Here is a 22286-nt window from a genome sequence, read left to right as displayed (position 1 = left end):
AAACAATATAACCCGGCCACCGCGCCGGGTTTTTTATTGCCCGGAGATAAACTATGCCAGCAGGCACTATTACCCTGACTAACAATTCTGCAACCGTCACCGGTTCTGGAACAGCATTTTCAACTGAGCTGAAAGTAAATGACTTTCTGGTCTCAACTGTCGGCGGCGTAGCTTATACGCTTGGCGTGAAATCTATCGAATCAGATACTTCCTTAACGCTCATTGAAAATTACACAGGCCCGTCAGCTTCCGCTCAGTCATGGACGCCGGTTCCATATGGCACGATGGCAGCTATTACGGCACAGCTGGCCGCGCAGGTTACTTATGCCATACGCGGGCTTAACCTGGACAAGGCAAACTGGCAGCAAGTTTACAGCGCAACAGGAAATATCACAGTCACTTTGCCAGACGGAATTCAATATAGCGGCCCGTCCTGGAATAGCATCACCACTTCGCTAAACGCAAAAGCAAACACCACGGATGTTCTTACTAAAGCGGATAATCTGTCCAGTGTTGCAAATAAAGCTACAGCATTAGCTAATCTCGGCGCTTTGCCTGCTGCGGGTGGCACAATGTCAGGACCTCTGGCCCTTAACGGCAATAATATCACAGGAATTAATGTGATGAACTGGGTCAGTACGACTGCGCTCAGGGCTAGCCTTGCTAATGCAGGATTTAGTCAGGCCAGTGTAAGCTGTTTTGATATTCCTGGAGCTTCCAGGACTATGCGCATTATACATGCTTCAAATGTTGTTTCGCTTAACGTATCAGGAGAGGCTACAGTTTCTTTCCCTACGTCTTTCACTACATCAAGGGGCTTTGTTGTGGTCTGTTTAGGCGACAACACAGGAGGTACATCTGTGATGGAAATAAATGGAAATACTACACGTCTGTCTAATTTTGATATTCATGTTAACGGCCAAACATCATCTAACTGCCGCATATCGTATGTAGTAATGGGGTATTAAATAATGAAATACAGCATATCAACAAAAGGTTTTTACCCTTCTGACGAAATATCCCAGCTTCCTTATATAGAAGCAGGAACTCTTCCTGATGATTTAATTGATATATCAGATGAGGATTACGATAAATTTTTCAACCCTCCTGATGGCTATTATTCTGTATTTGATGAGCAAGGTCCGCGCTTAGAGAAAATACCCGAGCCTGATTATGTAGCGATTGCTGAGGCGCAGCGTGATTCGCTGCTGGCAGAAGCCACTACCGCAATAACCGTATGGCAGACCAAGCTGCTTATGGGCCGGAAGCTGACCACTGACGAAACCGAAAAACTGAACGCCTGGATGGATTACATCGATGTGCTTAATGATACAGACTTAAGTGACGCGCCTGATGTTCAATGGCCTACAAAGCCAGCAATTTAAAAAAGCCCGGCGACAGGGCAGAGGTAGACCGCGCCGGTCTGAGCAGGCTGCGGGGTGGGTAATTTGAGGCTAGTCACTCACTACTTTACCATCCAGCCAGTCCGCCCACCACTGCATCATCTCTCTGCGCTTGTCGAGGTATTGAGCATGGTTATAGATGCCGCGGATGTTGTTGCGGTCTACGTGCGCTAGCTGTCTCTCTATGGCGTCATGGGGCCAACCATGCTCATTCAGAACAGTACTGAACTGATGACGGAAGCCGTGACCACTGGCAATCCCTTCATATCCTATCTGACGAATAACCTGCAGAACGGCGGCATCGCTGATTGACTTGGATTTGTCATTGCGTCCCGGAAACACGAAAGGGGAAAGCGAGGTGATTGGCTTAATGAAGTTAAGCAACTCTTTCACCTGGCGCGACATGGGAACTACGTGCATCTTGCGATTCTTCATGACCTCCGCGTCGATGGTGATCATGTCGTTTTCAAAATCAATTCCTGCCCATTGCATGCTGCGCATTTCTTTCGTGCGCATGGCGGTGTATTGTAGAACCTGAGTGGCAATTCGAGAAATCACACTTCCTGAGTAAGTGGCGAGCGCGGCATTGAAAGCCGGTATCTGCTCGGCGGGAAGGAATGGGTAGTTCTTTTTCCGGTATCCTTTCATCGCATCGGCAAGGTCTGGCGCTGGGTTGTACTTTGCCCGACCGGTGACCACGGCGTATCTGAAAACCTCACCACAGCGGCGGCGCGCTTTGTTGGCACGTTCCATCGCGCCCCTGTCTTCAAACCTGCGTATCACCTTCAGCAGAGCCATAGGCTCCACATCATCCATTTGCATCTTTCCGATATAAGGAAGAATGTCATCATCAAACATGCGCCGTAACTCGCTGGCGTACTTCTCAGACCACACCTGCCTCTTGTGCTTATACCATTCCTCGAAAATCGTGCTGAACGAATCGGGTTTTTTATCCTTCTGCTTTTTCTTCACTGCAGGGTTAAGGCCGATGGCTAAATCTCGCTTCAGCTCGAATGCCATGCTCCTAGCATCCGCGGGGCCGATCTCCGGATACTTTCCGATCGTGTGAATCTTCTCTTTACCTTCGAACTGATAACGCACCTGCCAGACCTTTTTCCCTGATGCTGGCACATAAAGGAACAGGCCATTACCATCCGCAACGCGGTAGGGTTTTTCTTTCGGCTTGGCGGCGTCAATCTGCTTGATAGTGAGCATTGGGTAAAATCCGGGTGGGTAAAATTGATTTACCCAGAATTTACCCAGGCGATTAACTGGCTGTCAACGAACTATGGCGAACTTATGCGAACGGGTTAACTGGCGAATGCCTGATGGTAAGGGGATTTGGCGAACTGCTGGGGAGGGTGGCGAATCACGGGTTCGAATCCTGTTTCGGATTCGAATAGCCTGGTGCGAAAACTGACAGTGCCAGAATAGTGGCGTCACAACGGTGCCATGATGGAGTCATAACATTGCCATTACTTGCCTCTCTGTCTCTTGTGAATGCAGAATAGACCAGTAATTACAGAGAGTTAAATATACTTCGACGTTCTTGTTGCCGGCGGCCGTACAACTGGCACTGGCTCTGCTCCAGCCGTGGATGGGAAATCCTCTCGCCTTCAGGGTGTATCGCTAATGGGAATGCGTGAAGAAATTCAGGCTGAACTGGCCGAAGCGTTTGATGATGACCTTGCGGATGCTGTGAATACGTTCGATGGTCTCTACATCATCCAGGGCGAATGGGACCCGGCAACTGAAACAGGTGGTGAAACGCAGGTCATTTACACTGGGCGCGGTGATAGTGGAAGTGCTGACGCTGGGAGAGAACTGGAGGCCGACGATCTAAAAATAAAAGCCCGGTACTGGTGGGTGGCCGGGCTCAGCACAATCCGGTGCTAAACATTTCCAATGAGCATGGTCAACATCTTAGGGAAGTAAAAGTAGAAGTGACAATTTGATGATAGGCGGGGATTTGTTAAACGCTAGCGAAGCGGCAGGATCTTTATATGGTGGTTTTACCCTGGGCGGAAACCGACGCTAGAAAATTGAAATGCCTGCGAGGAAGAAAAAGCGCAACAACCAAAACTATGTGTACCTAAATGTGTACCTTTAAAAAATAAGTGGTCACATTATTTAATGTAACCACTTGATTAATAATCTTTTTACTCTTCGTTAAAATACGCGTTTGAATGGCTTGACCGAGACATGCTTATATACGCCAGCAGCAATATACGGGTCGTCTTCAGCCCATGATTGCGCAGTCTCTAAAGACGGGAACTCAGCGACAATTGTCGAGCCAGTGAATCCAGCTACGCCCGGATCATTACTGTCTACCGCAGGCATCGGTCCGGCAACGATCAACCGGCCTTCTTCATGCAGCAGTTTCAGGCGCGCCAGATGAGCGGGGCGCACCGCATTACGTTTTTCCAGTGAATCCGTATTGTCTTCGGCATAAATGACGTAAAGCACCAGGAAGCTCCCATTAATCCTTCAGAATCTCGCAACACGTTAAGTGATCGTCAATCAGAGTGCAAACGAAAGATAAAAGCGGAACTCAGCTCAGCATAAAGGGCTTAAAAAGCGCTTTTTTTCGCCCCGATTACCGCAATTATTGCAACTGATTGCTATTTGCATTTAAAATAGCTACTTCACTCAATGACTGCGAATGCTATGACCACGCTGACTATGCCATTACCAAAACGCGCGCCGATTTCCATGTTGATTTCCGTTGTTCTCCATGGTGCGGTGATTGCAGGAATTCTTTACGCCTCGTTTCATCAGGTTATCGAAGTTCCCAGGGCATCGCAGCCGATTAGCGTGACCATGGTGGCACCTGAAGTGCAACCCGAACCGGCACCAGCGGTTGTGCAACCTACGCCGCCGCAGCCACAGCCTGAGCCGGTTCCAGAGCCACAACCGGCGCCTGAACCACCAAAGCCTGTGCCAGTCCCTATTCCGAAGCCTAAGCCTAAACCGAAGCCCAAACCTGAGCACAGGCGCGAACAGCCGAAGCGCGAAGTGAAACCGGAGAGCAAGCCGCAGGCGAATCCGTTTAAACAAGATGCGCCAATAACACAGACTAAGCCGTCCACTGCGCCGAAAACGGCGCCTGCTCAGACGCAATCGGTATCAAACGGGCCCAAAGCGATTCAAACGGGCAAGCCTGCGTATCCAACGCGTGCGTATGCATTGCGCATAGAAGGCCGGGTTCGTGTGCAGTTTGATGTTGATAGTGACGGGCGCGTTGATAACGTGCGCATCCTGTCAGCTGAGCCGCGCAATATGTTTGAGCGTGAAGTCAAGATGGCAATGAAAAAGTGGCGGTATCAGAGCGGCCGTCCGGGGCAAAATCTGACGATGAATATCGTGTTTAAAATGAAGGGCGGTGCGAGTATTGAGTAATAGCTCGCTCTTTGGGCGCATCTTTTCACCGGCGTTAACGGAACAGGCACTGCATAAAGGCGAAAGTGAGGGACGCTGGCGTTAAGCGTCAGCTGCATGGACACGCAAGACGTGGCGGCATGAATATCTTTATGCCGCCTTCACCAATCGTCCTTCACTTTGGCTGGAAATGCGTGATGTTAAATACCCGACTGCTGATTCGCTCGTCCCGGTGGCAATGGCCGGGATTTTCCCTCATCATCGACCGCCACATAAATAAACACAGCTTCTGTAGCACAATATGTTTGCCCAATCGGTTCTGATGACACCTTTTTGATCCACACCTGGACGTTAATTGTCATTGAGCTGTTACCGGAGCGAATACAACTCGCGTGACAGCTCACCACATCGCCCACCGCGACCGGCTTCAGAAAAGTCATGCCGTCCACGCGCACTGTAACCACGCGTCCTTCAGCAATCTCTTTCGCCAGAATTGCGCCGCCCATATCCATTTGCGACATGAGCCAGCCACCAAATATATCGCCATTGGCATTGGTATCCGCCGGCATGGCTAAGGTACGCAACACCATTTCGCCTTGCGGCAATGTATGCTTATCGTCCATTGTTTCCGTTTCTTATGCAGGTGATGGCGACAAGCGCCCAAAAATACCCAGCGTACCGGGCAGGTTCATTTTTTATTCGAGTGAAATCGGCCTGATAGCCGTTTAATCAGCTTATTTATTGTGCGTATCTCAAAGCAAACCTGGGGCATAAAGTTATTTGCTGCCCGGATAGGTTTAACTGCGAAATGATTAAATGACTTCAGTTTGTCTGCATTTAGGGTAGTGCTACCGAAAACACAACGCTCACTTCAGACAGCGGCCGGGTCAGTGTTACGGGAAAACAGAAGTCATATCAGAGTGACACGGTTGACCGGTAAGACCGTTCTCTTGTATCGACAGAGAATACATCCATATCGCTCAGCGTTAGCAATTATTTAGCAATACCCTTGCCGCACGCAAGGAAACACAGGTAACAATTTCGTAACGCAACGCTAAAGCGCCTGGCACCAGTCCATGCTGAGCGATGCGGTGCATTCACTTTTATTAAGCTGACGGAGGGGAAAGAGCGATGAGTAAAGTGGATAAGCTGGCGTTAGCCCTGGCGACTATTTTAATAAGCGGTCACGCTTTATTCACGTTCATCATTTGAGTAAACCGATAAATGAAACAGTGCCTCTCCCTCAGTTAATAAAAGGGCAGCATGTTGATGAAAGGCTTCATCATTTAGAGATGATCAATAGTTAGTGCCAGCAGAAAACGATAAGGCGAGCAGGTTGCCCATAAGCAACCATCCAGCCTGGCGGAGTTAGCACTAACAAAGCAGCACATGATTGCCATTAGTTTTGGGCAAGAGGAGTAAAAACAGCGACAGAAGCTATCCGATAAAACTTGTGGCGTGTGTCGCAAGATATTTTCCGCTAATAGCTACTAATTCAGCGGGATGCCAGGCTATTGACCTGACATCGCTGACTTAGTTTTATTCGCCTGTTACCGATTGCTCATCGTCACGGTGCTTTTTACTCAACGAATGAATATAACGATTAATTGCTGAGGTTTACTTTTTTTCTTGCGGCATTTGTCGCCAGATGTAAAGTCCGCTGAACAGGGTAAATAGCAGGGTGAGGCCTGTCAGACCGAATACTTTAAAGTTAACCCACATTTCCTGAGGTAACCAAAACGCAACATAGATATTTGCCAGACCGCAGATAAAAAAGAACAGCGCCCAGGCAATATTTAAACGGCGCCAGACGTAATCGGGCAGTTGTAGCTCTTTGCCTAACATACTCTGGATCAACGGTTGCTTCATAAACCATTGGCTAAATAGCAGCGCCAGGGCGAACAGGCTGTAAATTACCGTTACTTTCCATTTAATAAACTTATCGTTATGGAAAACCAGCGTCAATGTGCCAAATACCGCAACCAGCACAAACGTGAAAATGGTCATTTTCTCCAGCTTGCGGTACAGCACCCAGCTTGCAACCAGGGCTAAGCCAGTTGCGACGATCAGCGCGCCAGAAGCAACAAAAATATCGTACATTTTGTAGAAAATGAAAAAAACCACTAAGGGGAGAAAATCAAGTAACTGCTTCATAGTCATTCCAGTAAAGGCAGGAGCGTTAATCAGTGCGTCCGAAGACGCACTGACATTTAACGTAACAGCATATAGAGCCGGTACAGATAAATGATCAAGACGACGGAAACCAGATTACCTACCGCAGTCAGCATTACGGAGGTGACATTTACCGGCAACACGGTCAACGACGAGAAGAAAAACATGACCGCGATCTTAGCCAGCAGCCAGAGGATAATGGCAGGCGCAATCAGTTTCACATTCTTCCAGGCCATACTGATGCTGGCGCGTAGCGAACTTATCACCCCCATTTTTTCACTGACTAACATTACCGGGGCCAGCGACAACAGGATCGCCAGAATCACGCCGGGTAGTAATACCACCATAAAGCCAAGTTGAACCAATAGAGTGATCAGGAAAGTTTGCAGTAACAGTTTCGGCAGCAGCGGTGCGGAAGCGCCAATGGCGCGCAACGCACTCACGCGCTGACCGGTAGAAACCATAGGGATCAGACACAGCATGCCACCTAACAGCAAGGTATTACCGACCAGCGCGGCAAAAGTGCCAGCAGCGGAAGCGCGTAGTAATACGCCTTGTTGTTCGGGTGTCATATTCTGGACCATTTCAAACAGGGAAGTGGCGCTGGAATCGCCCTGTTGCAGAATCGCCAGTTGATCTGCGCCGGGCGTCATGACATGAGCCAGCATAACCGTGATAAAAGCAGTCAATAGTGACAACAGCACCACCGTTAAAAGCTGGTGGCGAAAAAAATTTCCAGTGTCACGGTATAACGAACTCGCCGTGATAGACATGTACACTCCTTGGAGGAACCGGGTTAATTAACCCGGCGATTGTACATGTTCTGGCAGCTCGCTGGCACCCGCTGTGGCATAACTTTCTGTCATTACAGGTAAAGATGGATGAAAAAGTGCCGGCAGACCATAACGCGCTCTGGCACGATCGCAGGCTTCATTCCATTCACCGTTTTCACCCGACATGGCAAACTCGCGGCAGGGCGTAGGTCGCTGTTCATAAATGCCGCAGGAAACACAGCCGCCAATCTCGCCCTGCAACGCCACACAGCGCGGGGTACGATCGTTGGTGCCACGCATATTGCGCATGAATAAGCTAAGCGGTTCGGTTAATTCGGTCGGTACAAGACCGCCGGCATCGTCAGCTTCGGCCCAGTAAAAAGAAACGCGGAAATGGGCGCAACATGCACCACAGCTAATACAAGGATTGTTTATTTCGCTCATCTGATCACCCGCCGCTCCTGAGGCATCGAACCAAAATCACCCGTGAAGATCAGCAAAATAATCCTGCCGGAAATGCCCGGCAAGCGAAATTTTTTAGCGCGAGAAAGCGTCAAAATTGATCTGAATCAACTCATTGTTTTATAAGATATTTAATTCGATTGATTTGGATGCATTTTCCAGAAAATTCAGTTAAATCTTTGCCGACAAATAACTGACATCGTCGTCAACTATCAAATTCTGCAAAGGAGTGACCATGAAACTGGCAAAATGCGCGATGCTGCTGACGTTGGTACTACCACAACTTGCGCTGGCTCATCAGGCTGGCGATTTTTTTATGCGCGCTGGCAGCGCCACTGTTCGTCCTACAGAAGGTTCCGATAATGTGTTGGGCATGGGGTCTTTTAGCGCCAGCAACAACACACAATTGGGCCTGACGTTTACCTACATGGCAACCGACAATATTGGTGTGGAGCTGCTGGCCGCGACGCCATTCCGCCATAAGGTCGGCTTAGGACCAACCGGCACGCTGGCGACAGTACGACAGTTGCCACCTACGCTGATGGCGCAATACTATTTTTTTGACAGCAAGAGTAAAGTGCGCCCGTATATTGGCGCGGGTATCAACTACACCACTTTTTATGACGCCGATTTTAACCAAACCGGACGTGACGCGGGTCTGACCGATTTAAGCGTTAAAGATTCATGGGGCATGGCGGGACAAGTCGGTCTGGATTATCAGATCAACCGCGACTGGATGCTGAATGCGTCAGTGTGGTATATGGATATTGATACCGAAGTGAAATTTAAAGCCAATGGCGCGCAGCAAAATATCAATATGCGCGTCGATCCCTGGGTATTCTTTTTCGGCGCGGGTTACCGTTTCTGACGAAAAAAGGCCGCTGTGAAGCGGCCTTGTTGACGGAGAAATATGCGCTACTTAATCTGCATATTGTTCACGACAGATTTCACACCCGCTACGTTACGCGTCACTTCTACTGCGCGATTCGCCATTTGTGGCGAGCTGACGAACCCGCTTAGCTGAACTTTCCCTTTAAAGGTTTCTACGTTGATTTCGGTTGACTTTAACGTGTCATCTTTCAGTAGCTGACCTTTAACTTTTGTGGTGATTACGGTGTCATCAATGTAGCCACCGGTTCCTTCTTTAGTCGATGTCGGCGCACAGGCGCTCAGCGTCAGCGCAACCACCCCCGCAATTAACGCACTTGCCAGCACTTTAAACCATTTCATTGCTTCTCTCCCTGTCACAAATGTGAGGCGACGTTACCATAACGGCGCATGGTTAATTGTGGTTCAGAAAATTCAAAATGAGCAAATAGCAGGGCACAAGAAAGAGAGAAAAATCATGCCTTACCCGAAGATAAGGCATGAGGAGGATTAACGGCTGGCCGCTTTAAGATTGCTAACGAAGGCTTTTAACTCGTTCTGCATTACATCAGGTTGTGCGTGATGTTTCTCAATGATCTTCACTATCGCTGAACCAGAGATAGCACCTGCGGCTCCCGCTGCGATGGCTTCTTTCACCTGGCCCGGCTCGGAAATACCAAAGCCTTGCAGCGGCGGAGCGGCATTATATTCACGCAGTTTGGCAATCAGATGATGTAGCGGCAGACTGGCGCGTTTCTCTGCACCGGTAACCCCAGCGCGCGATAACAGATAGGTATAACCGCGACCATGGGAAGCAATTTCACGCAGCAAATCATCGCTGGCATTCGGCGGGCAAATAAAAATTGGCGCGACACCATGACGCAACGCGGCCTGGCGGAAAGGGGCAGACTCTTCCACCGGCACGTCAGCGACCAGCACCGAATCAACACCCGCTTCAGCACAGCGTGCATAAAATGCGTCAATGCCGTTGGAGAACACCAGATTGGCATACATCAATAAACCGATGGGCAGCTCGGGATATTTTTGACGCACACTGGCGAGGATTTCAAAGCATTGCGCGGTGGTGGTGCCCGCCGCAAAGGCACGTAAGGTCGCGTTTTGAATTGTCGGGCCATCGGCCAGGGGATCGGAGAAAGGAATACCCAGCTCCAGCGCATCAGCGCCGCCGTCAACCAGCGCGTCAATCACGCGCAAAGAGAGTTCAGGTGAGGGATCACCTAACGTGACGAACGGTACAAAAGCGCCTTCCTTACTCGCCGCTAAACGTTTAAATAGTTGCTCGTAACGTTCCATCAGATTTCTCCCTGCGCTGTCAAAATATCATGAACGGTAAAAATGTCTTTGTCGCCGCGACCGGAAAGGTTGACCACGATCAGCTGCTCCTTCTCAGGTTCCGCCTGGATAATCTTCAGCGCGTAGGCAAGGGCATGGGACGACTCCAGCGCCGGGATAATCCCTTCAGAGCGGCACAGCTGTTTAAAGGCAGCCAGCGCTTCATTATCGGTAATTGACACGTACTCGGCACGACCAGTGCTGTTGAGATGCGCATGCTGCGGGCCAACAGAGGGAAAATCAAGACCGGCAGAGATTGAATAAGACTCCTCAATCTGGCCTTCTTCCGTTTGCATCATTGGCGCTTTCATGCCGAAGTAAATGCCCACGCGGCCATGTTTAAGCGGCGCGCCGTGCTCGCCGGTTTCAATACCGTGTCCCGCTGGCTCAACGCCGATTAACTTAACACTGGCGTCATCAATAAAGTCAGCAAACATGCCAATGGCGTTTGAACCGCCACCAACACAGGCGATCACGGCATCTGGCAAACGACCTTCTTTTTCCAGAATCTGTTTTTTGGTCTCTTCACCAATCATGCGCTGAAATTCACGCACGATAGTTGGGAAGGGATGCGGACCAGCCGCAGTACCTAACATATAGTGTGCGTTTTCATAGCTGCCAGACCAGTCGCGCAGCGCCTCGTTACAAGCATCTTTCAGCGTAGCGGAACCGCTGTGAACCGGAATCACTTCGGCACCCATTAAACGCATGCGGAAAACATTGGGCGACTGACGTTCAACGTCTTTAGCGCCCATATAAATACGGCATTTCATGCCAAGCAGCGCACAGGCCAGCGCTGATGCGACACCATGCTGACCAGCGCCGGTTTCGGCGATAATTTCGTTTTTGCCCATGCGTTTGGCTAACAGCGCCTGACCTAACACCTGGTTAGTTTTGTGCGCGCCGCCATGCAGCAGATCTTCACGCTTCAGGTAAAGGCGGGCTTTGGTGCCTTTTGTCAGGTTGCTGCACAGGGTTAAGGCAGTGGGACGTCCTGCATAGTTTTTCAGCAAATCGGTAAATTCGGCCTGGAAGGCGGGATCTTTTTGTGCATCAACAAAGGCTTCTTCCAGCTGGCGCAGGGCTGGCATCAGGATTTGCGGTACGTACATACCACCAAATTCACCAAAATAGGGGTTCAGTAACGTCATCTTTTTTTTTCCTTATTCTGCCCCGCAGTCATACGGGGCCGGCAAATCAATAGGCGCGAAGCGTCTGGAATACGGCAGCGATTTTGCTGGCATCTTTAAGGCCCGGCGTACTTTCCACGCCAGAATTAAAGTCGAGTCCTGCACAACCTTGTTGTGCGGCTTCAACGCAGTTGTCAGCCCTTAAACCACCTGCCAGCAATACGTTATGTAGCTTTTGATCTTTTAGCAGTGACCAGTCAAAGCGCTGGCCCGTACCGCCGTTACCGTTATCAAATACATAACGATCAACGTGCGTCCAGTCGCGCTCTGGTAATGCCCCTTCAATACGCATGGCTTTCCAGATTTGTATCGTCGCAGGTAAGGCTGCACGTAACGCCGCGACGTAAGCGCGATCTTCATCACCGTGAAGCTGAACCGCAGCCAGATTGAGGGCATCCGCTTGTGTGACAACGTCACTAATTGATGCATTACGGTAAACTCCCACATAGCTAAGCGGAGCGCCCGTCATGACGGATTTCGCCTGAGTGTTATCCACATAGCGTGGTGAGCCTTCAATAAAAATCAAGCCACCAAAAATCGCGCCGGCAGCATAAGCGGCCTGAGCATCTTCGGCTCGGGTCAGGCCGCAGACTTTATTACTGCCCAGCGTAACGCGCCGAACCGCGCTTTGAAGATCATCCTCTTCCATTAGCGCAGAGCCAATCAGGAAGCCATTGGCGAAATGGCTGAGTTCGCGAACATCGCCGTAGCTGTTAATTCCAGATTCACTGATGACCGTCACGCCGTGCGATAAGCGCGGCGCCAGTCGGCGCGTACGATCCAGGTCGATGGACATATCGCGAAGGTCGCGGTTATTAATACCGACCACTTTCGCTTCCAGCGCGATGGCGCGCTCAAGCTCTTCTTCATTACTGACTTCGGTCAGCACGCCCATTTTCAGACTGTGCGCAACAGCAGCGAGTTGACGATATTGCTCATCATCCAGCACTGACAGCATCAGCAAAATCGCATCGGCCTGATAGTGGCGCGCCAGATAGATTTGATAAGGATCGATAATAAAGTCTTTGCACAGCACGGGTTGGGTGATCGCGGCGCTGACAACAGGCAGGAAAGCAAAATCGCCCTGAAAGTATTTTTCATCGGTTAATACGGACACGGCTGAAGCGTAATGACGATAGACACCTGCGATAGCGGCTGGATCGAAATCCTCGCGGATCAGCCCTTTGGATGGCGATGCCTTCTTACATTCCAGGATGAAGGCGGTGCGTGTTCCTTGCAACGCATCGTAGAAATTACGTGTTGCCGGTTCCACACTATTCTGAAAGCGGGTCAGTGGTTGCTGCTGCTTGCGCGCCTCAACCCAAACTGCTTTGTCCTGAACGATTTTATCTAACACTGTACCTTGCATGGTTATCCTCTTGCTGCCAGAGCGACCACGCGCTCGTAAGCCTGTCCGCTACGGATCGCGGCGAGCGCACGCTGTGCATTTTCACGCAGATCTTCATTGCCAAATACTTTGAGAAGCATAGCCACATTCACGGCAACCGCTTCCTCATGGGCTTGTTCGCCATTACCCTGGAGTAAACGTGTCAGAATGTCACGGTTTTCTTCTGGCGTGCCGCCTGCCAGGGCTTCCTTAGGATGGAAGCTAAAGCCGAAGTCTTCTGGCGACAGCTGATAACGGGTAATTTCACCGTCGCGAAGCTCAGCCACATGAGTAATATCATGCAGCGCCACTTCATCCATGCCGCCGCCGTGAACGACCGCGGCGCGTTGATACCCCAACACTTTCAACGCCTGCGCAATCGGTAGCACCAGATCTGCGCTATATACACCAATGACTGCCAGCGGCGGGCGCGCCGGATTGATCAACGGACCCAGCACGTTAAACAGCGTGCGGGTTTTTAGCTGCTGGCGAACCGGCATCGCATGTCGAAACCCTGTGTGATACTGCGGGGCAAACAGAAAGCAAACATTTAGCTCATCTAACGCGTGACGTGCCTGTTCGGCAGGCATATCAAGGTTGATGCCAAACGCTGCCAGCAAATCAGACGAACCGGATTTGCTGGATACGCTACGGTTACCGTGCTTTGCCACTTTCAAACCACAGGTTGCCGCGACAAAGGCGCTGGCGGTAGAAATATTGATACTGTTGCTGCCGTCACCGCCAGTTCCCACAATATCGGCGAAAGGATAATCGGGACGCGGAAAGGGCTTAGCATCTTCCAGTAATGCGGTTGCCGCCCCGGCGATCTCTTCCGGCTTTTCACCACGCACTTTCATGGCGATAAGCACGGCGGCCAGCTGTGTCGGCTCAAGCTGCCCGGTAATAATAGCGCTGAATAACTGGTGACTTTCAGCCTGATTCAGTGTCTGCGCCTGGTAAAGTTTTTCCAGAATGGTATTCATCATTATCTCCCTTTACTTTGCCAGCGCCCAGGCCAGCGTCTGCTCCAGCAGGCGCGCGCCCTGAGTCGTCAAAATGGATTCCGGATGGAACTGGAATCCGCAAACACGATCTGCATCATGGCGTACCGCCATCACCATGCCGTTGAAACTGGCGTTAACCGTCAGCTCATCTGGCGTATTGCTGCCAACCAGCGAATGATAACGTGCCACTGGCAGCGGATTGCTCAGGCCAGCAAACATCGCCTCACCGTCGTGGTTAATGACTGAAGCTTTGCCATGCAGGATTTCTCCCGCCTGTCCCACCTGTCCACCGTAAGCTTCGACAATGGCCTGATGGCCCAGGCAAATACCAATAATTGGCAGACGGCCACGCAGCACGCGCAGCAGCTCTGGCATACAGCCCGCATCTTTTGGCGCGCCCGGTCCGGGAGACAGCATTAACACGGGGTTTTCCATCTGCTGCAAACGTTCGATCAGACGCTCTGCTGGCAAATTGTTGCGGTAGATCACCACGTTATGACCGAAGGTACGCAGCTGGTCTACAAGGTTGTAAGTAAATGAATCGAAGTTATCGAGCAGCAGGATGTCAGCCATCAGAAAATCTCCTTGCAGTGATGGGCGGTTGCAATGGCGCGCAACACTGCGCGGGCTTTGTTGCGGCTTTCATCCGCTTCCGCTTGTGGATTTGAATCCAGCACGACGCCAGCACCGGCCTGCACCGTAGCAACGCCGTCTTCAACGTAGGCAGAGCGGATCACAATGCAGGTGTCCAAATCACCGTGAGCCGTAAAATAGCCCACTGCGCCGCCATAGCTGCCACGACGCGTACCTTCTGCGGCCGCGATCAGCTGCATAGCACGAACTTTCGGAGCACCGCTTAACGTGCCCATGTTCATACAGGCGCGATAGGCATGCAGCACGTCAAGGTCTTCGCGCAATGTGCCGACTACGCGTGACACCAGATGCATGACAAAAGAGTAACGATCGACTTTGGTCAGATCCGCCAGATAGCGACTGCCAGGCACACAAATGCGTGCTAAATCATTACGCGCCAGATCAACCAGCATTAAGTGCTCAGCCAGCTCTTTATGGTCGGTGCGCATTTCCAGTTCAATACGGCTGTCGAGATCACGATCCAGCGTACCGTCAGCATGACGACCACGCGGACGCGTACCGGCAATCGGATAAATTTCAATCTGACGCGAGGATGCGTCATATTTCAGTGAGCTTTCGGGTGATGCGCCAAACAAGGCGAACTCCTGGTCCTGCATATAAAACATATACGGGCTGGGGTTGCTGTTTTTCAGGGTGTCATAAGCGGCCAGCGGCGAAGGACAAGGCAACGAGAAGCGACGAGACGGCACAACCTGGAAAATTTCGCCGATGCGAATCGCTTCCTGCATCTGACGCACTACGGCGCAATACTCTTCATCGCTTTGACTGGTGCTCAACGTCATCTGTTCAACGCGTTGCACAGGCAACGCAGGCGCGGGTTGCAGCATCTGGCCATGCAGTTGTTCGATACGTCCTTGCAGGCGCTGGAATTCGCTGGTGGACGGGCAGAACAGGCTAGCCTGCAGTCGCGCGCTGCGCTCCTGATGATCCAGCACTAATAAGGTTTCCGCTAAATAGAAGCAGTAATCCGGGCAGCGTTGCTGATTTTGCAACGCGGGCAAATCTTCAAAGCCCGCCACTAAATCATACGCAAACAGCCCACCTAACAGCAGCGCTTCACGTTCGTCAGCGGGGACGTTCACCAACTGAGGAATGAGGCGCAATGCCTCGAATACCGAAATTGCCTGCAAACGTGAATCTTCATCCTGCAGACTTTCACTAGTGGAGAAAGTCAGTTCACGGCCATCGGGACGGACATCAATTTTTACCGATTCCGGCAGGGCGGCATCCAGCAGTGGTAACAGTGAGCGACCATTTTCTGACAGGGCTTGCAAGGTGACGCGGTTGCCCAAGGCGCTAATACGCAGGGCGCTATCCACGATCAACAGGCTTTTTAAGTTACGCTTGCTGTCAATATCGGCAGACTCAAGCAGCAAGGTTGCCGGACGTGCGCCGCATAACTGATGAAACACTGCGGCCGGATCTTCGCGATAGGGCGCGATGCCGGTAATTAACTTCAATGTAGGTTTCGCATTTGGCATGATGGATTCTCTGAATGACGCTCAAAAAAAAGCCCGCTAAGTGGCGGGCCCAGGTATCTGCACAGCGTTTACGCAAATTGTGCACGACGACATCGCCCGTATCTGGGAATATCGCGCCACCAACCGTTAAAAAGCGTATGAACAACAGCCATGATTAAATACCCGCTACGTGTGAACTTGTGTACTAGTTAACGGGTTCGGGGCGGAAATGTCAATACACTTTTTCTCTGGGCAGCAAAATCGTTATCATGCTGGTCGGGTTAGTTCGTTACAGGAGTTAGTTTGAGCAATATCGCCCGTTTTCCTCTTTATGATCTCCACTGCCACACGCGGGCATCAGATGGTTTGCTTTCGCCTCAGGCGGTGGTCCAGCGCGCGGTCGATATGCGCGTTGGCGTATTAGCTATTACCGATCACGATTGCGTAACGGGTGTAAGCGCTGCGCAACAGGCGGCTATTGACCAGAATTTACCTGTCAATGTTATCGCAGGGGTTGAGTTTTCAACCGTGTGGGAAAATCATGAGATTCACATTGTTGGACTCAATATTGATATTCATCATCCGGTAATGACGGGTTTTTTGGCCGCGCAGCATGATTGTCGCCAGACGCGCGCCGAACACATTGCGGAACGTCTGGAAAAAGCGCAGATCCCCGGTGCGCTAGCCGGTGCGACGCGCTTAGCCGAAGGGGGCGTGATTACCCGCGGTCACTTTGCGCGTTTTCTAATTGAACAGGGCCGGGCCGATAATTTTGCTCAGGTTTTCAAATCCTATCTTGCTCGCGGCAAAACCGGTTATGTCCCGCCACAATGGTGTACAATAGAACAAGCTGTTGATGCAATTCATCATTCTGGTGGCTGTGCGGTGTTAGCTCACCCTGGACGCTATGGGTTATCTGCCAAATGGCTTAAGCGGCTGGTGGCACATTTCCGTGAAATCGGCGGTGACGCGATGGAAGTTGCACAATGCCAGCAAGCGCCAAACGAGCGTACCCAGCTGGCGCAATACGCCAGAGAAAATGATTTAGCCGCATCACAAGGTTCTGATTTTCATCAACCCTGTCCGTGGATTGAGCTGGGCCGCAAATTATGGCTGCCCGCAGGTGTCGAGCCGGTTTGGGAACGTTTTCCTGAGCTGGCACCTGTCTTTGAATGCGCGGAAAGGTGACACGAGGTTTCTATGAGTCAACTGTTTCATATCCATCCTGACAATCCACAACCGCGCCTGATTAATCAGGCGGTGGAATATCTTAATAAAGGTGGTGTGATTGTTTATCCCACCGATTCAGGCTATGCGTTGGGCTGTCGTTTAGAAGAAAAGGGGGCAATGGAGCGTATCTGTCGCATCCGGCAGTTAGATGGCCACCACAACTTTACCTTGATGTGTCGCGACCTGTCCGAATTGTCGGTCTATTCCCAGGTCGATAATTCCGCGTTTCGCCTGTTAAAAAACAATACGCCGGGCAATTACACCTTTATTTTGAAAGCGACCAAAGAGGTGCCGCGTCGGCTGATGAATGACAAGCGTAAAACTATCGGCCTGCGCGTACCGTCAAATCCGGTTGCGTTAGCGTTGCTGGAAGCGTTGAACGAGCCCATGATGTCAACTTCGCTGATTTTGCCCGGCAATGATTTTACTGAATCAGATCCGGAAGATATTCAACACAGCATTGGCAAACTGGTCGATTTAATCATTGACGGCGGCACGCTGGGACAGCAGCCAACCACGGTGATTGATTTGACGCGTGATGCGCCCGAAATCATTCGCGCAGGCGTTGGCGATACGCGTCCGTTTCAGTAATCGTCGTCAGGCACCGCGTGTCGGTGCCTAAACGATAGTCTCCCGTAACCAGTTTTTAAACGCACCATAAGGAATATAGAGCGACACGTCTTTTAGAATGATTTTCCGCTGCGTCCATTCTTAATGGCAGAAGAATAGCCCACAATAACACCGCCCAGAGTTTCATCGCTATTATATACACCGCCGCTCGACATTCCCTGTACGACACCCGCATTTGACGCCATCGCCATGCGGGGACTTTTATTCCAGCCATTACGAATAGCCGTGCGCGCTAAATTAACGTCTGCTGATTCAACCGGCATGGCTGAAATAAAACTGTAACCGTACATTTAAATTGAATCACCCACGTCACTGCTGCGAAATTTAGCCAGAGTGTTAGCGTCACTCTTATGATAAATAATCGCGAGATCGCAATAAGGATGATAAGCCTTAACATGTTGTGCCGCATATTTAGCAACATGTGCAGCGGTCAGGCTATATTCTGGTGTAAGAGGGATGCTGGTGCCCAGTGTACCAGGCCCAGGTATCGTCGGGATGCCGGTCACGCTCATATCGACATGCTGCATCGCCGTGCGGCTGTATTCTGTATGGCCTACAGAACAACCGTTCGAAACCAGCATGGCAAATGCTGAGCACAAAAACAGTCTATTATAAATTCCTCACAGCTTCGCTATTATTAAGCGTAAAGTCCTCGGCATAAAGCGCGTTACATCAGGGTTAAATGTCTGTATAATAGACCCAACTTTTTAAGTTAAGCCGTTGATTTAAAAAGACTTACTACCCTGCCGTGACGCCTGGGAAGGCGACAAAGAGGAAGCTCAATGAGCGAAAAGTTACAGAAAGTTTTAGCGCGAGCCGGTCATGGTTCGCGTCGTGAAATCGAAACAATGATCGCCGCCGGACGCGTCAGCGTTGATGGCAAACTGGCTACGCTGGGCGACCGTATCGAAAATAGTAAAGCCCTTAAAATCCGTATTGATGGTCATCTGGTCTCAATTGCTGAGTCAGCAACTGAAGTATGCCGCGTGCTGGCGTACTACAAACCAGAGGGCGAGCTCTGCACACGTAGCGATCCGGAAGGGCGTCCAACGGTTTTTGATCGTCTGCCCCGTCTGCGTGGCTCACGCTGGATTGCTGTAGGCCGTCTGGATGTGAATACCTGCGGATTAATGCTGTTCACTACGGACGGCGAATTAGCCAACCGTCTGATGCACCCAAGCCGCGAAGTTGAACGCGAATACGCTGTGCGTGTATTTGGCCAGGTTGATAACGATAAAATTCGTCAGTTGAGTAAAGGTGTGCAGCTGGAAGATGGCCCAGCCGCGTTTAAGACCCTGAAGTTTACCGGTGGCGAAGGTATCAACCAGTGGTACAACGTGACGCTGACTGAAGGTCGTAACCGCGAAGTGCGCCGTTTATGGGAAGCCGTTGGCGTGCAGGTTAGTCGTCTGATGCGCGTCCGTTATGGCGATATTAATTTGCCAAAAGGTTTGCCGCGTGGTGGCTGGACCGAGCTGGATCTGTCTGCGGTCAACTACTTACGCAACCTGGTGGGTATGGACGATGAAACCGTTACCAAACTGGGCGTTGAAAAAGATCGCCGGCGTACCAAAGCTAACCAAATTCGTCGTGCCGTGAAGCGTCACAGCAAGACGAGTGGCACGCAGCGTCGCACTGGCGGTAAAAGCAGCAAACGAACGTCATCTTAATTTCTGCTCAAACCAAAAAACGCAGCCTGATGGCTGCGTTTTCTTTTACTACCAATCAATGCCTTGCTGTGCCTGAATCCCTGTATCAAAAGCGTGTTTAACTGGCCGCATTTCGGTCACGGTATCGGCCAGCTCCGTAATGCTGCGATGACAACCGAGACCAGTAATAATAACACTTTGCTGAGAAGGACGCTGACGAAGGGCTGTAAGCAGCGCCTCTAACGGCAGATAGTCCATGCTGACCATATAAGTTATTTCGTCAAGAATGACTAAATCCAGGCTGCTGTCGGCTAACATACGTTTAGCGTGCTGCCAGACTTCCAGACAGGCATCGGTATCAGCCTGACGATTCTGCGTTTCCCAGGTAAATCCCGTTGACATCACCTGAAATTCAACGCCATGTTGCTCAAGTATATTGCGCTCGCCGTTGGGCCATTCGCCTTTAATAAACTGGATTGCGCCGACACGCTTGCCGTGCCCACAGGCACGCAATGCCGTACCAAATGCCGCGGTCGTTTTACCTTTACCATTACCAGTAAATACCATCACGATGCCGCGCACGTCGGTTGCGGAGGCGATACGTGCATCGACTTGCTCTTTTAGACGCTGCTGACGCTGCTGATGACGATCCTCATTCATTATTCGGCCGCCCCTGCTTTTCGACCCGGTTGAGCATCGAAACTGATGCCGGTTTTACGGCGGCTGTCATCACCCATTAAATAAAGGTAGAGCGGCATCAAATCGCCTGGGGTTTTTAGCTTTTTAGCATCTTCCTGCGGAAAAGCGCTGGCACGCATTTTGGTACGCGTTCCGCCAGGATTAATGCAGTTTACCCTTAAATGATGATTTTTATATTCGTCGGCCAGCACCTGCATCATGCCTTCGGTGGCAAACTTCGACACCGCATAAGCTCCCCAGCCGGAACGTCCGGTTCGGCCAACGCTGGAAGTGGTAAAGACCAGTGAACCCGCGTCAGATTTCAACAGCAGTGGCAGTAAGGCCTGGGTGAGATAGAAGGTCGCATCCACATTGATTTTCATCACCTGCTGCCAGATTTGCGGGTCAAGTTCCGCCAGTGGGACAATCTCACCCAGAATACCGGCATTGTGTAACACCCCATCTAGATGGGAAAATTTTTGCGCTAATTGTTGTCCAAGCTGCTGGCAGTTCTCAGGCGTTGCCTGCGCCAGATCGAAAACTATGTGATGAGCAGGACGTTTATTTAGCTGGTTAATGGCGTTTTCAGTTTGCTGCAGTCGCTCAGGGTTGCGGCCTAATACAATCACTTCCGCGCCGTAGCGCGCGTAGGTCAAAGCAGCTTCACGGCCAATGCCGTCAGATGCGCCAGTAACTAAAATAATTCGGTTATTGAGCAGATCGCTTTTCGGTTGATAATGCACAGCGGATTCCTCTGGCGAAGGTCAAAGTGTTTGTGTTTTATGCCTCAATTTCCTGTCGTGTGCAATCATCGACAGGCGCATTCTGTGCCAGGTGCTGGCATTTCAGGCGACGGGTATAGGTAAACCGGTTAAACTAGCCTATTGTCTTTAATTCTCTGTTTACTAAGGCGATGCAATGGATCTTCTTTTAAATTACGGACTTTTTCTCGCAAAAATAGTGACGGTAGTGATTGCCGTTGCGGCGATCGTGCTGATCATTTTAAATGCGGCGTTGCGTAAACGCGGTCAAAGCGGACAGCTGCGTCTGACACATCTGGGTGATGATTATCAGCAGATGAAGGAAGATTTGCAGCTGGCGAAGATGAAACCACAGGTGCAAAAGCAGTGGTTAAAAAATCATAAAAAAGCCGAAAAGCAGAAAGCCAAAGCGGAAAAACGTGCGGCAAAACAGGGTGAAAATGAAACGTTAAAGCCAACGCTGTACGTTATTGATTTTAAAGGCAGCATGGATGCCAGCGAAGTGGCTTCGTTACGTGAAGAGATTTCTGCCGTTCTGGCCGTCAGGCAAACTGGCGATGAAGTGTTGCTGCGTCTGGAAAGCCCTGGCGGCGTGGTACACGGTTATGGATTAGCCGCTTCACAGCTGCAACGCCTGCGTGATGGCGGTCTGCGCGTGACGGCAGCGGTAGACAAAGTTGCCGCCAGCGGCGGTTATATGATGGCTTGCGTTGCGGATCGCATTGTCGCCGCGCCTTTTTCTATCATTGGCTCGATTGGAGTAGTCGCGCAAATCCCTAATTTTAATCGTTTGTTAAAACGTAATGATATTGATGTGGAGCTGCACACGGCCGGTCAATATAAGCGCACGCTAACATTGTTTGGTGAAAACACGGAAGAAGGTCGGGAAAAATTCCAGGAAGATCTTAACGAAACGCATTTGCTGTTTAAGGATTTTGTCCACCAGATGCGCCCGACACTGAATATTGATAACGTGGCAACTGGTGAACACTGGTATGGACGCCAGGCGTTGGCTCTCGGTTTGATTGATGAGATTGGCACCAGCGATGATCTTATTATTCGCCAGATGAAGTCTTTTAATGTGTTAGGCGTGCACTATGCCCGTCGCCGTAAAATGATTGATCGCGTCACGCATAGCGCAGGTTCGGTAGTGGAAAATTTAATTTTAAAACTTTGGCAACGTGGCGAAAAGCCCCTGTTGTAATAGTAAAACAGCAGGGCAAGACCCGGCGAAA

21 protein-coding genes, 3 pseudogenes and 1 other annotated feature are annotated in these 22286 nt (G+C 50.7%); of the genes and pseudogenes, 9 read left to right on the top strand and 15 right to left on the bottom strand.

The genetic code is table 11. The features are described from left to right. Window positions 1-53 precede the first annotated feature (53 nt). Both H2P46_RS06480 and H2P46_RS06475 read left to right on the top strand, forming a co-directional pair. Window positions 54-968, top strand: coding sequence for a hypothetical protein (locus tag H2P46_RS06480; RefSeq protein WP_193404343.1), 915 nt, complete (start codon window positions 54-56; stop codon window positions 966-968). A gap of 3 nt (window positions 969-971) precedes the next feature. Next, window positions 972-1385: a tail fiber assembly protein gene (locus H2P46_RS06475; RefSeq protein ID WP_193404342.1), complete on the top strand. Its 414-nt coding sequence runs from the start codon at window positions 972-974 to the stop codon at window positions 1383-1385. 69 nt (window positions 1386-1454) lie between these two features. Here the strand turns inward: H2P46_RS06475 and H2P46_RS06470 are convergent, their stop codons facing one another. Next, window positions 1455-2618, bottom strand: coding sequence for a tyrosine-type recombinase/integrase (locus tag H2P46_RS06470; protein ID WP_193404341.1), 1164 nt, complete (start codon window positions 2616-2618; stop codon window positions 1455-1457). A gap of 417 nt (window positions 2619-3035) precedes the next feature. Between H2P46_RS06470 and H2P46_RS06465 the strand changes: the two are divergent. Further along, window positions 3036-3197 (top strand): annotated as a pseudogene (locus H2P46_RS06465) (glutamate 5-kinase); the annotation flags it as partial. Window positions 3198-3572: 375 nt separating this feature from the next. Here the strand turns inward: H2P46_RS06465 and H2P46_RS06460 are convergent. Then, window positions 3573-3869: a YciI family protein gene (locus H2P46_RS06460; protein ID WP_193404340.1), complete on the bottom strand. Its 297-nt coding sequence runs from the start codon at window positions 3867-3869 to the stop codon at window positions 3573-3575. Between the two features lie 201 nt (window positions 3870-4070). On the opposite strand from H2P46_RS06460, the gene tonB reads away from it, so the two are divergent. Beyond that, window positions 4071-4802, top strand: coding sequence for a TonB system transport protein TonB (gene tonB, locus H2P46_RS06455; protein WP_193404375.1), 732 nt, complete (start codon window positions 4071-4073; stop codon window positions 4800-4802). A gap of 179 nt (window positions 4803-4981) precedes the next feature. On the opposite strand, the gene yciA is transcribed toward tonB, so the two are convergent. From yciA to H2P46_RS06435, 4 genes are all read right to left on the bottom strand, one after another. Further along, entirely contained in the window at window positions 4982-5404 is a 423-nt protein-coding gene (gene yciA, locus H2P46_RS06450; protein ID WP_193404339.1) for an acyl-CoA thioester hydrolase YciA, read from the bottom strand. A 994-nt stretch (window positions 5405-6398) separates the two neighbouring features. Next, on the bottom strand, window positions 6399-6935 hold the full coding sequence (locus tag H2P46_RS06445; RefSeq protein WP_193404338.1) for a septation protein A: 537 nt from the start codon (window positions 6933-6935) through the stop codon (window positions 6399-6401). A gap of 56 nt (window positions 6936-6991) precedes the next feature. Further along, window positions 6992-7726 carry a YciC family protein gene (locus H2P46_RS06440; RefSeq protein ID WP_193404337.1) on the bottom strand — a complete coding sequence of 245 codons (735 nt, stop codon included), beginning with the start codon at window positions 7724-7726 and terminating at the stop codon, window positions 6992-6994. A 27-nt stretch (window positions 7727-7753) separates the two neighbouring features. Then, window positions 7754-8170 carry a YkgJ family cysteine cluster protein gene (locus H2P46_RS06435; protein WP_193404336.1) on the bottom strand — a complete coding sequence of 139 codons (417 nt, stop codon included), beginning with the start codon at window positions 8168-8170 and terminating at the stop codon, window positions 7754-7756. A gap of 253 nt (window positions 8171-8423) precedes the next feature. On the opposite strand from H2P46_RS06435, the gene ompW reads away from it, so the two are divergent. After that, window positions 8424-9056: an outer membrane protein OmpW gene (gene ompW / locus H2P46_RS06430; protein WP_193404335.1), complete on the top strand. Its 633-nt coding sequence runs from the start codon at window positions 8424-8426 to the stop codon at window positions 9054-9056. A gap of 47 nt (window positions 9057-9103) precedes the next feature. Here the strand turns inward: ompW and H2P46_RS06425 are convergent, their stop codons facing one another. The 6 genes and pseudogenes from H2P46_RS06425 to H2P46_RS06395 all read right to left on the bottom strand — a co-directional run bounded on the left by H2P46_RS06425 (window position 9104) and on the right by H2P46_RS06395 (window position 16124). Next, window positions 9104-9418 carry a BON domain-containing protein gene (locus H2P46_RS06425; protein WP_193404334.1) on the bottom strand — a complete coding sequence of 105 codons (315 nt, stop codon included), beginning with the start codon at window positions 9416-9418 and terminating at the stop codon, window positions 9104-9106. 147 nt (window positions 9419-9565) lie between these two features. After that, window positions 9566-10369: a tryptophan synthase subunit alpha gene (gene trpA, locus H2P46_RS06420; RefSeq protein WP_193404333.1), complete on the bottom strand. Its 804-nt coding sequence runs from the start codon at window positions 10367-10369 to the stop codon at window positions 9566-9568. After that, complete coding sequence (gene trpB / locus H2P46_RS06415) at window positions 10369-11559, bottom strand: tryptophan synthase subunit beta (protein ID WP_193404332.1); 1191 nt, start codon at window positions 11557-11559, stop codon at window positions 10369-10371. Before trpB ends, trpA begins: the two co-directional genes overlap by 1 nt. Before the next feature lie 46 nt (window positions 11560-11605). After that, on the bottom strand, window positions 11606-12967 hold the full coding sequence (gene trpCF, locus H2P46_RS06410) for a bifunctional indole-3-glycerol-phosphate synthase TrpC/phosphoribosylanthranilate isomerase TrpF (protein WP_193404331.1): 1362 nt from the start codon (window positions 12965-12967) through the stop codon (window positions 11606-11608). Window positions 12968-12969: 2 nt separating this feature from the next. Further along, window positions 12970-14562, bottom strand: a pseudogene (gene trpD, locus H2P46_RS22910) (bifunctional anthranilate synthase glutamate amidotransferase component TrpG/anthranilate phosphoribosyltransferase TrpD). Continuing rightward, window positions 14562-16124 carry an anthranilate synthase component 1 gene (locus H2P46_RS06395; protein WP_193404329.1) on the bottom strand — a complete coding sequence of 521 codons (1563 nt, stop codon included), beginning with the start codon at window positions 16122-16124 and terminating at the stop codon, window positions 14562-14564. The pseudogene trpD and the gene H2P46_RS06395 overlap by 1 nt, the downstream one beginning before the upstream one ends. A gap of 23 nt (window positions 16125-16147) precedes the next feature. Then, window positions 16148-16252: a sequence feature (Trp leader region), on the bottom strand. A 154-nt stretch (window positions 16253-16406) separates the two neighbouring features. Here H2P46_RS06395 and rnm point away from each other — a divergent pair. Together rnm and H2P46_RS06385 are read left to right on the top strand one after the other, a co-directional pair. Then, window positions 16407-17291: an RNase RNM gene (rnm, locus tag H2P46_RS06390; protein WP_193404328.1), complete on the top strand. Its 885-nt coding sequence runs from the start codon at window positions 16407-16409 to the stop codon at window positions 17289-17291. A gap of 12 nt (window positions 17292-17303) precedes the next feature. Next, on the top strand, window positions 17304-17924 hold the full coding sequence (locus H2P46_RS06385; protein ID WP_193404327.1) for an L-threonylcarbamoyladenylate synthase: 621 nt from the start codon (window positions 17304-17306) through the stop codon (window positions 17922-17924). A 27-nt stretch (window positions 17925-17951) separates the two neighbouring features. On the opposite strand, the pseudogene H2P46_RS06380 reads toward H2P46_RS06385, so the two are convergent. Further along, a pseudogene (locus H2P46_RS06380) lies at window positions 17952-18544 on the bottom strand (serine protease). A gap of 201 nt (window positions 18545-18745) precedes the next feature. Between H2P46_RS06380 and rluB the strand changes: the two are divergent. Continuing rightward, on the top strand, window positions 18746-19633 hold the full coding sequence (rluB, locus tag H2P46_RS06375) for a 23S rRNA pseudouridine(2605) synthase RluB (protein ID WP_193404326.1): 888 nt from the start codon (window positions 18746-18748) through the stop codon (window positions 19631-19633). A 48-nt stretch (window positions 19634-19681) separates the two neighbouring features. On the opposite strand, the gene cobO is transcribed toward rluB, so the two are convergent. Then, a complete protein-coding gene (gene cobO / locus H2P46_RS06370) occupies window positions 19682-20272 on the bottom strand; it encodes a cob(I)yrinic acid a,c-diamide adenosyltransferase (protein WP_193404325.1) in 591 nt (196 codons plus the stop codon). Continuing rightward, complete coding sequence (locus H2P46_RS06365; protein ID WP_193404324.1) at window positions 20272-21033, bottom strand: YciK family oxidoreductase; 762 nt, start codon at window positions 21031-21033, stop codon at window positions 20272-20274. Before H2P46_RS06365 ends, cobO begins: the two co-directional genes overlap by 1 nt. Window positions 21034-21208: 175 nt before the next feature. On the opposite strand from H2P46_RS06365, the gene sohB reads away from it, so the two are divergent. Then, a complete protein-coding gene (gene sohB / locus H2P46_RS06360; protein WP_193404323.1) occupies window positions 21209-22255 on the top strand; it encodes a protease SohB in 1047 nt (348 codons plus the stop codon). The last annotated feature ends 31 nt before the right edge of the window (window positions 22256-22286 follow it).

It is taken from the genome of Mixta mediterraneensis (assembly GCF_014946725.1).
Lineage (GTDB): Bacteria > Pseudomonadota > Gammaproteobacteria > Enterobacterales > Enterobacteriaceae > Pantoea > Pantoea mediterraneensis.
Note: the sequence above shows the minus strand (reverse complement) of the source record. Positions and strands in the feature narration are given on the sequence as shown.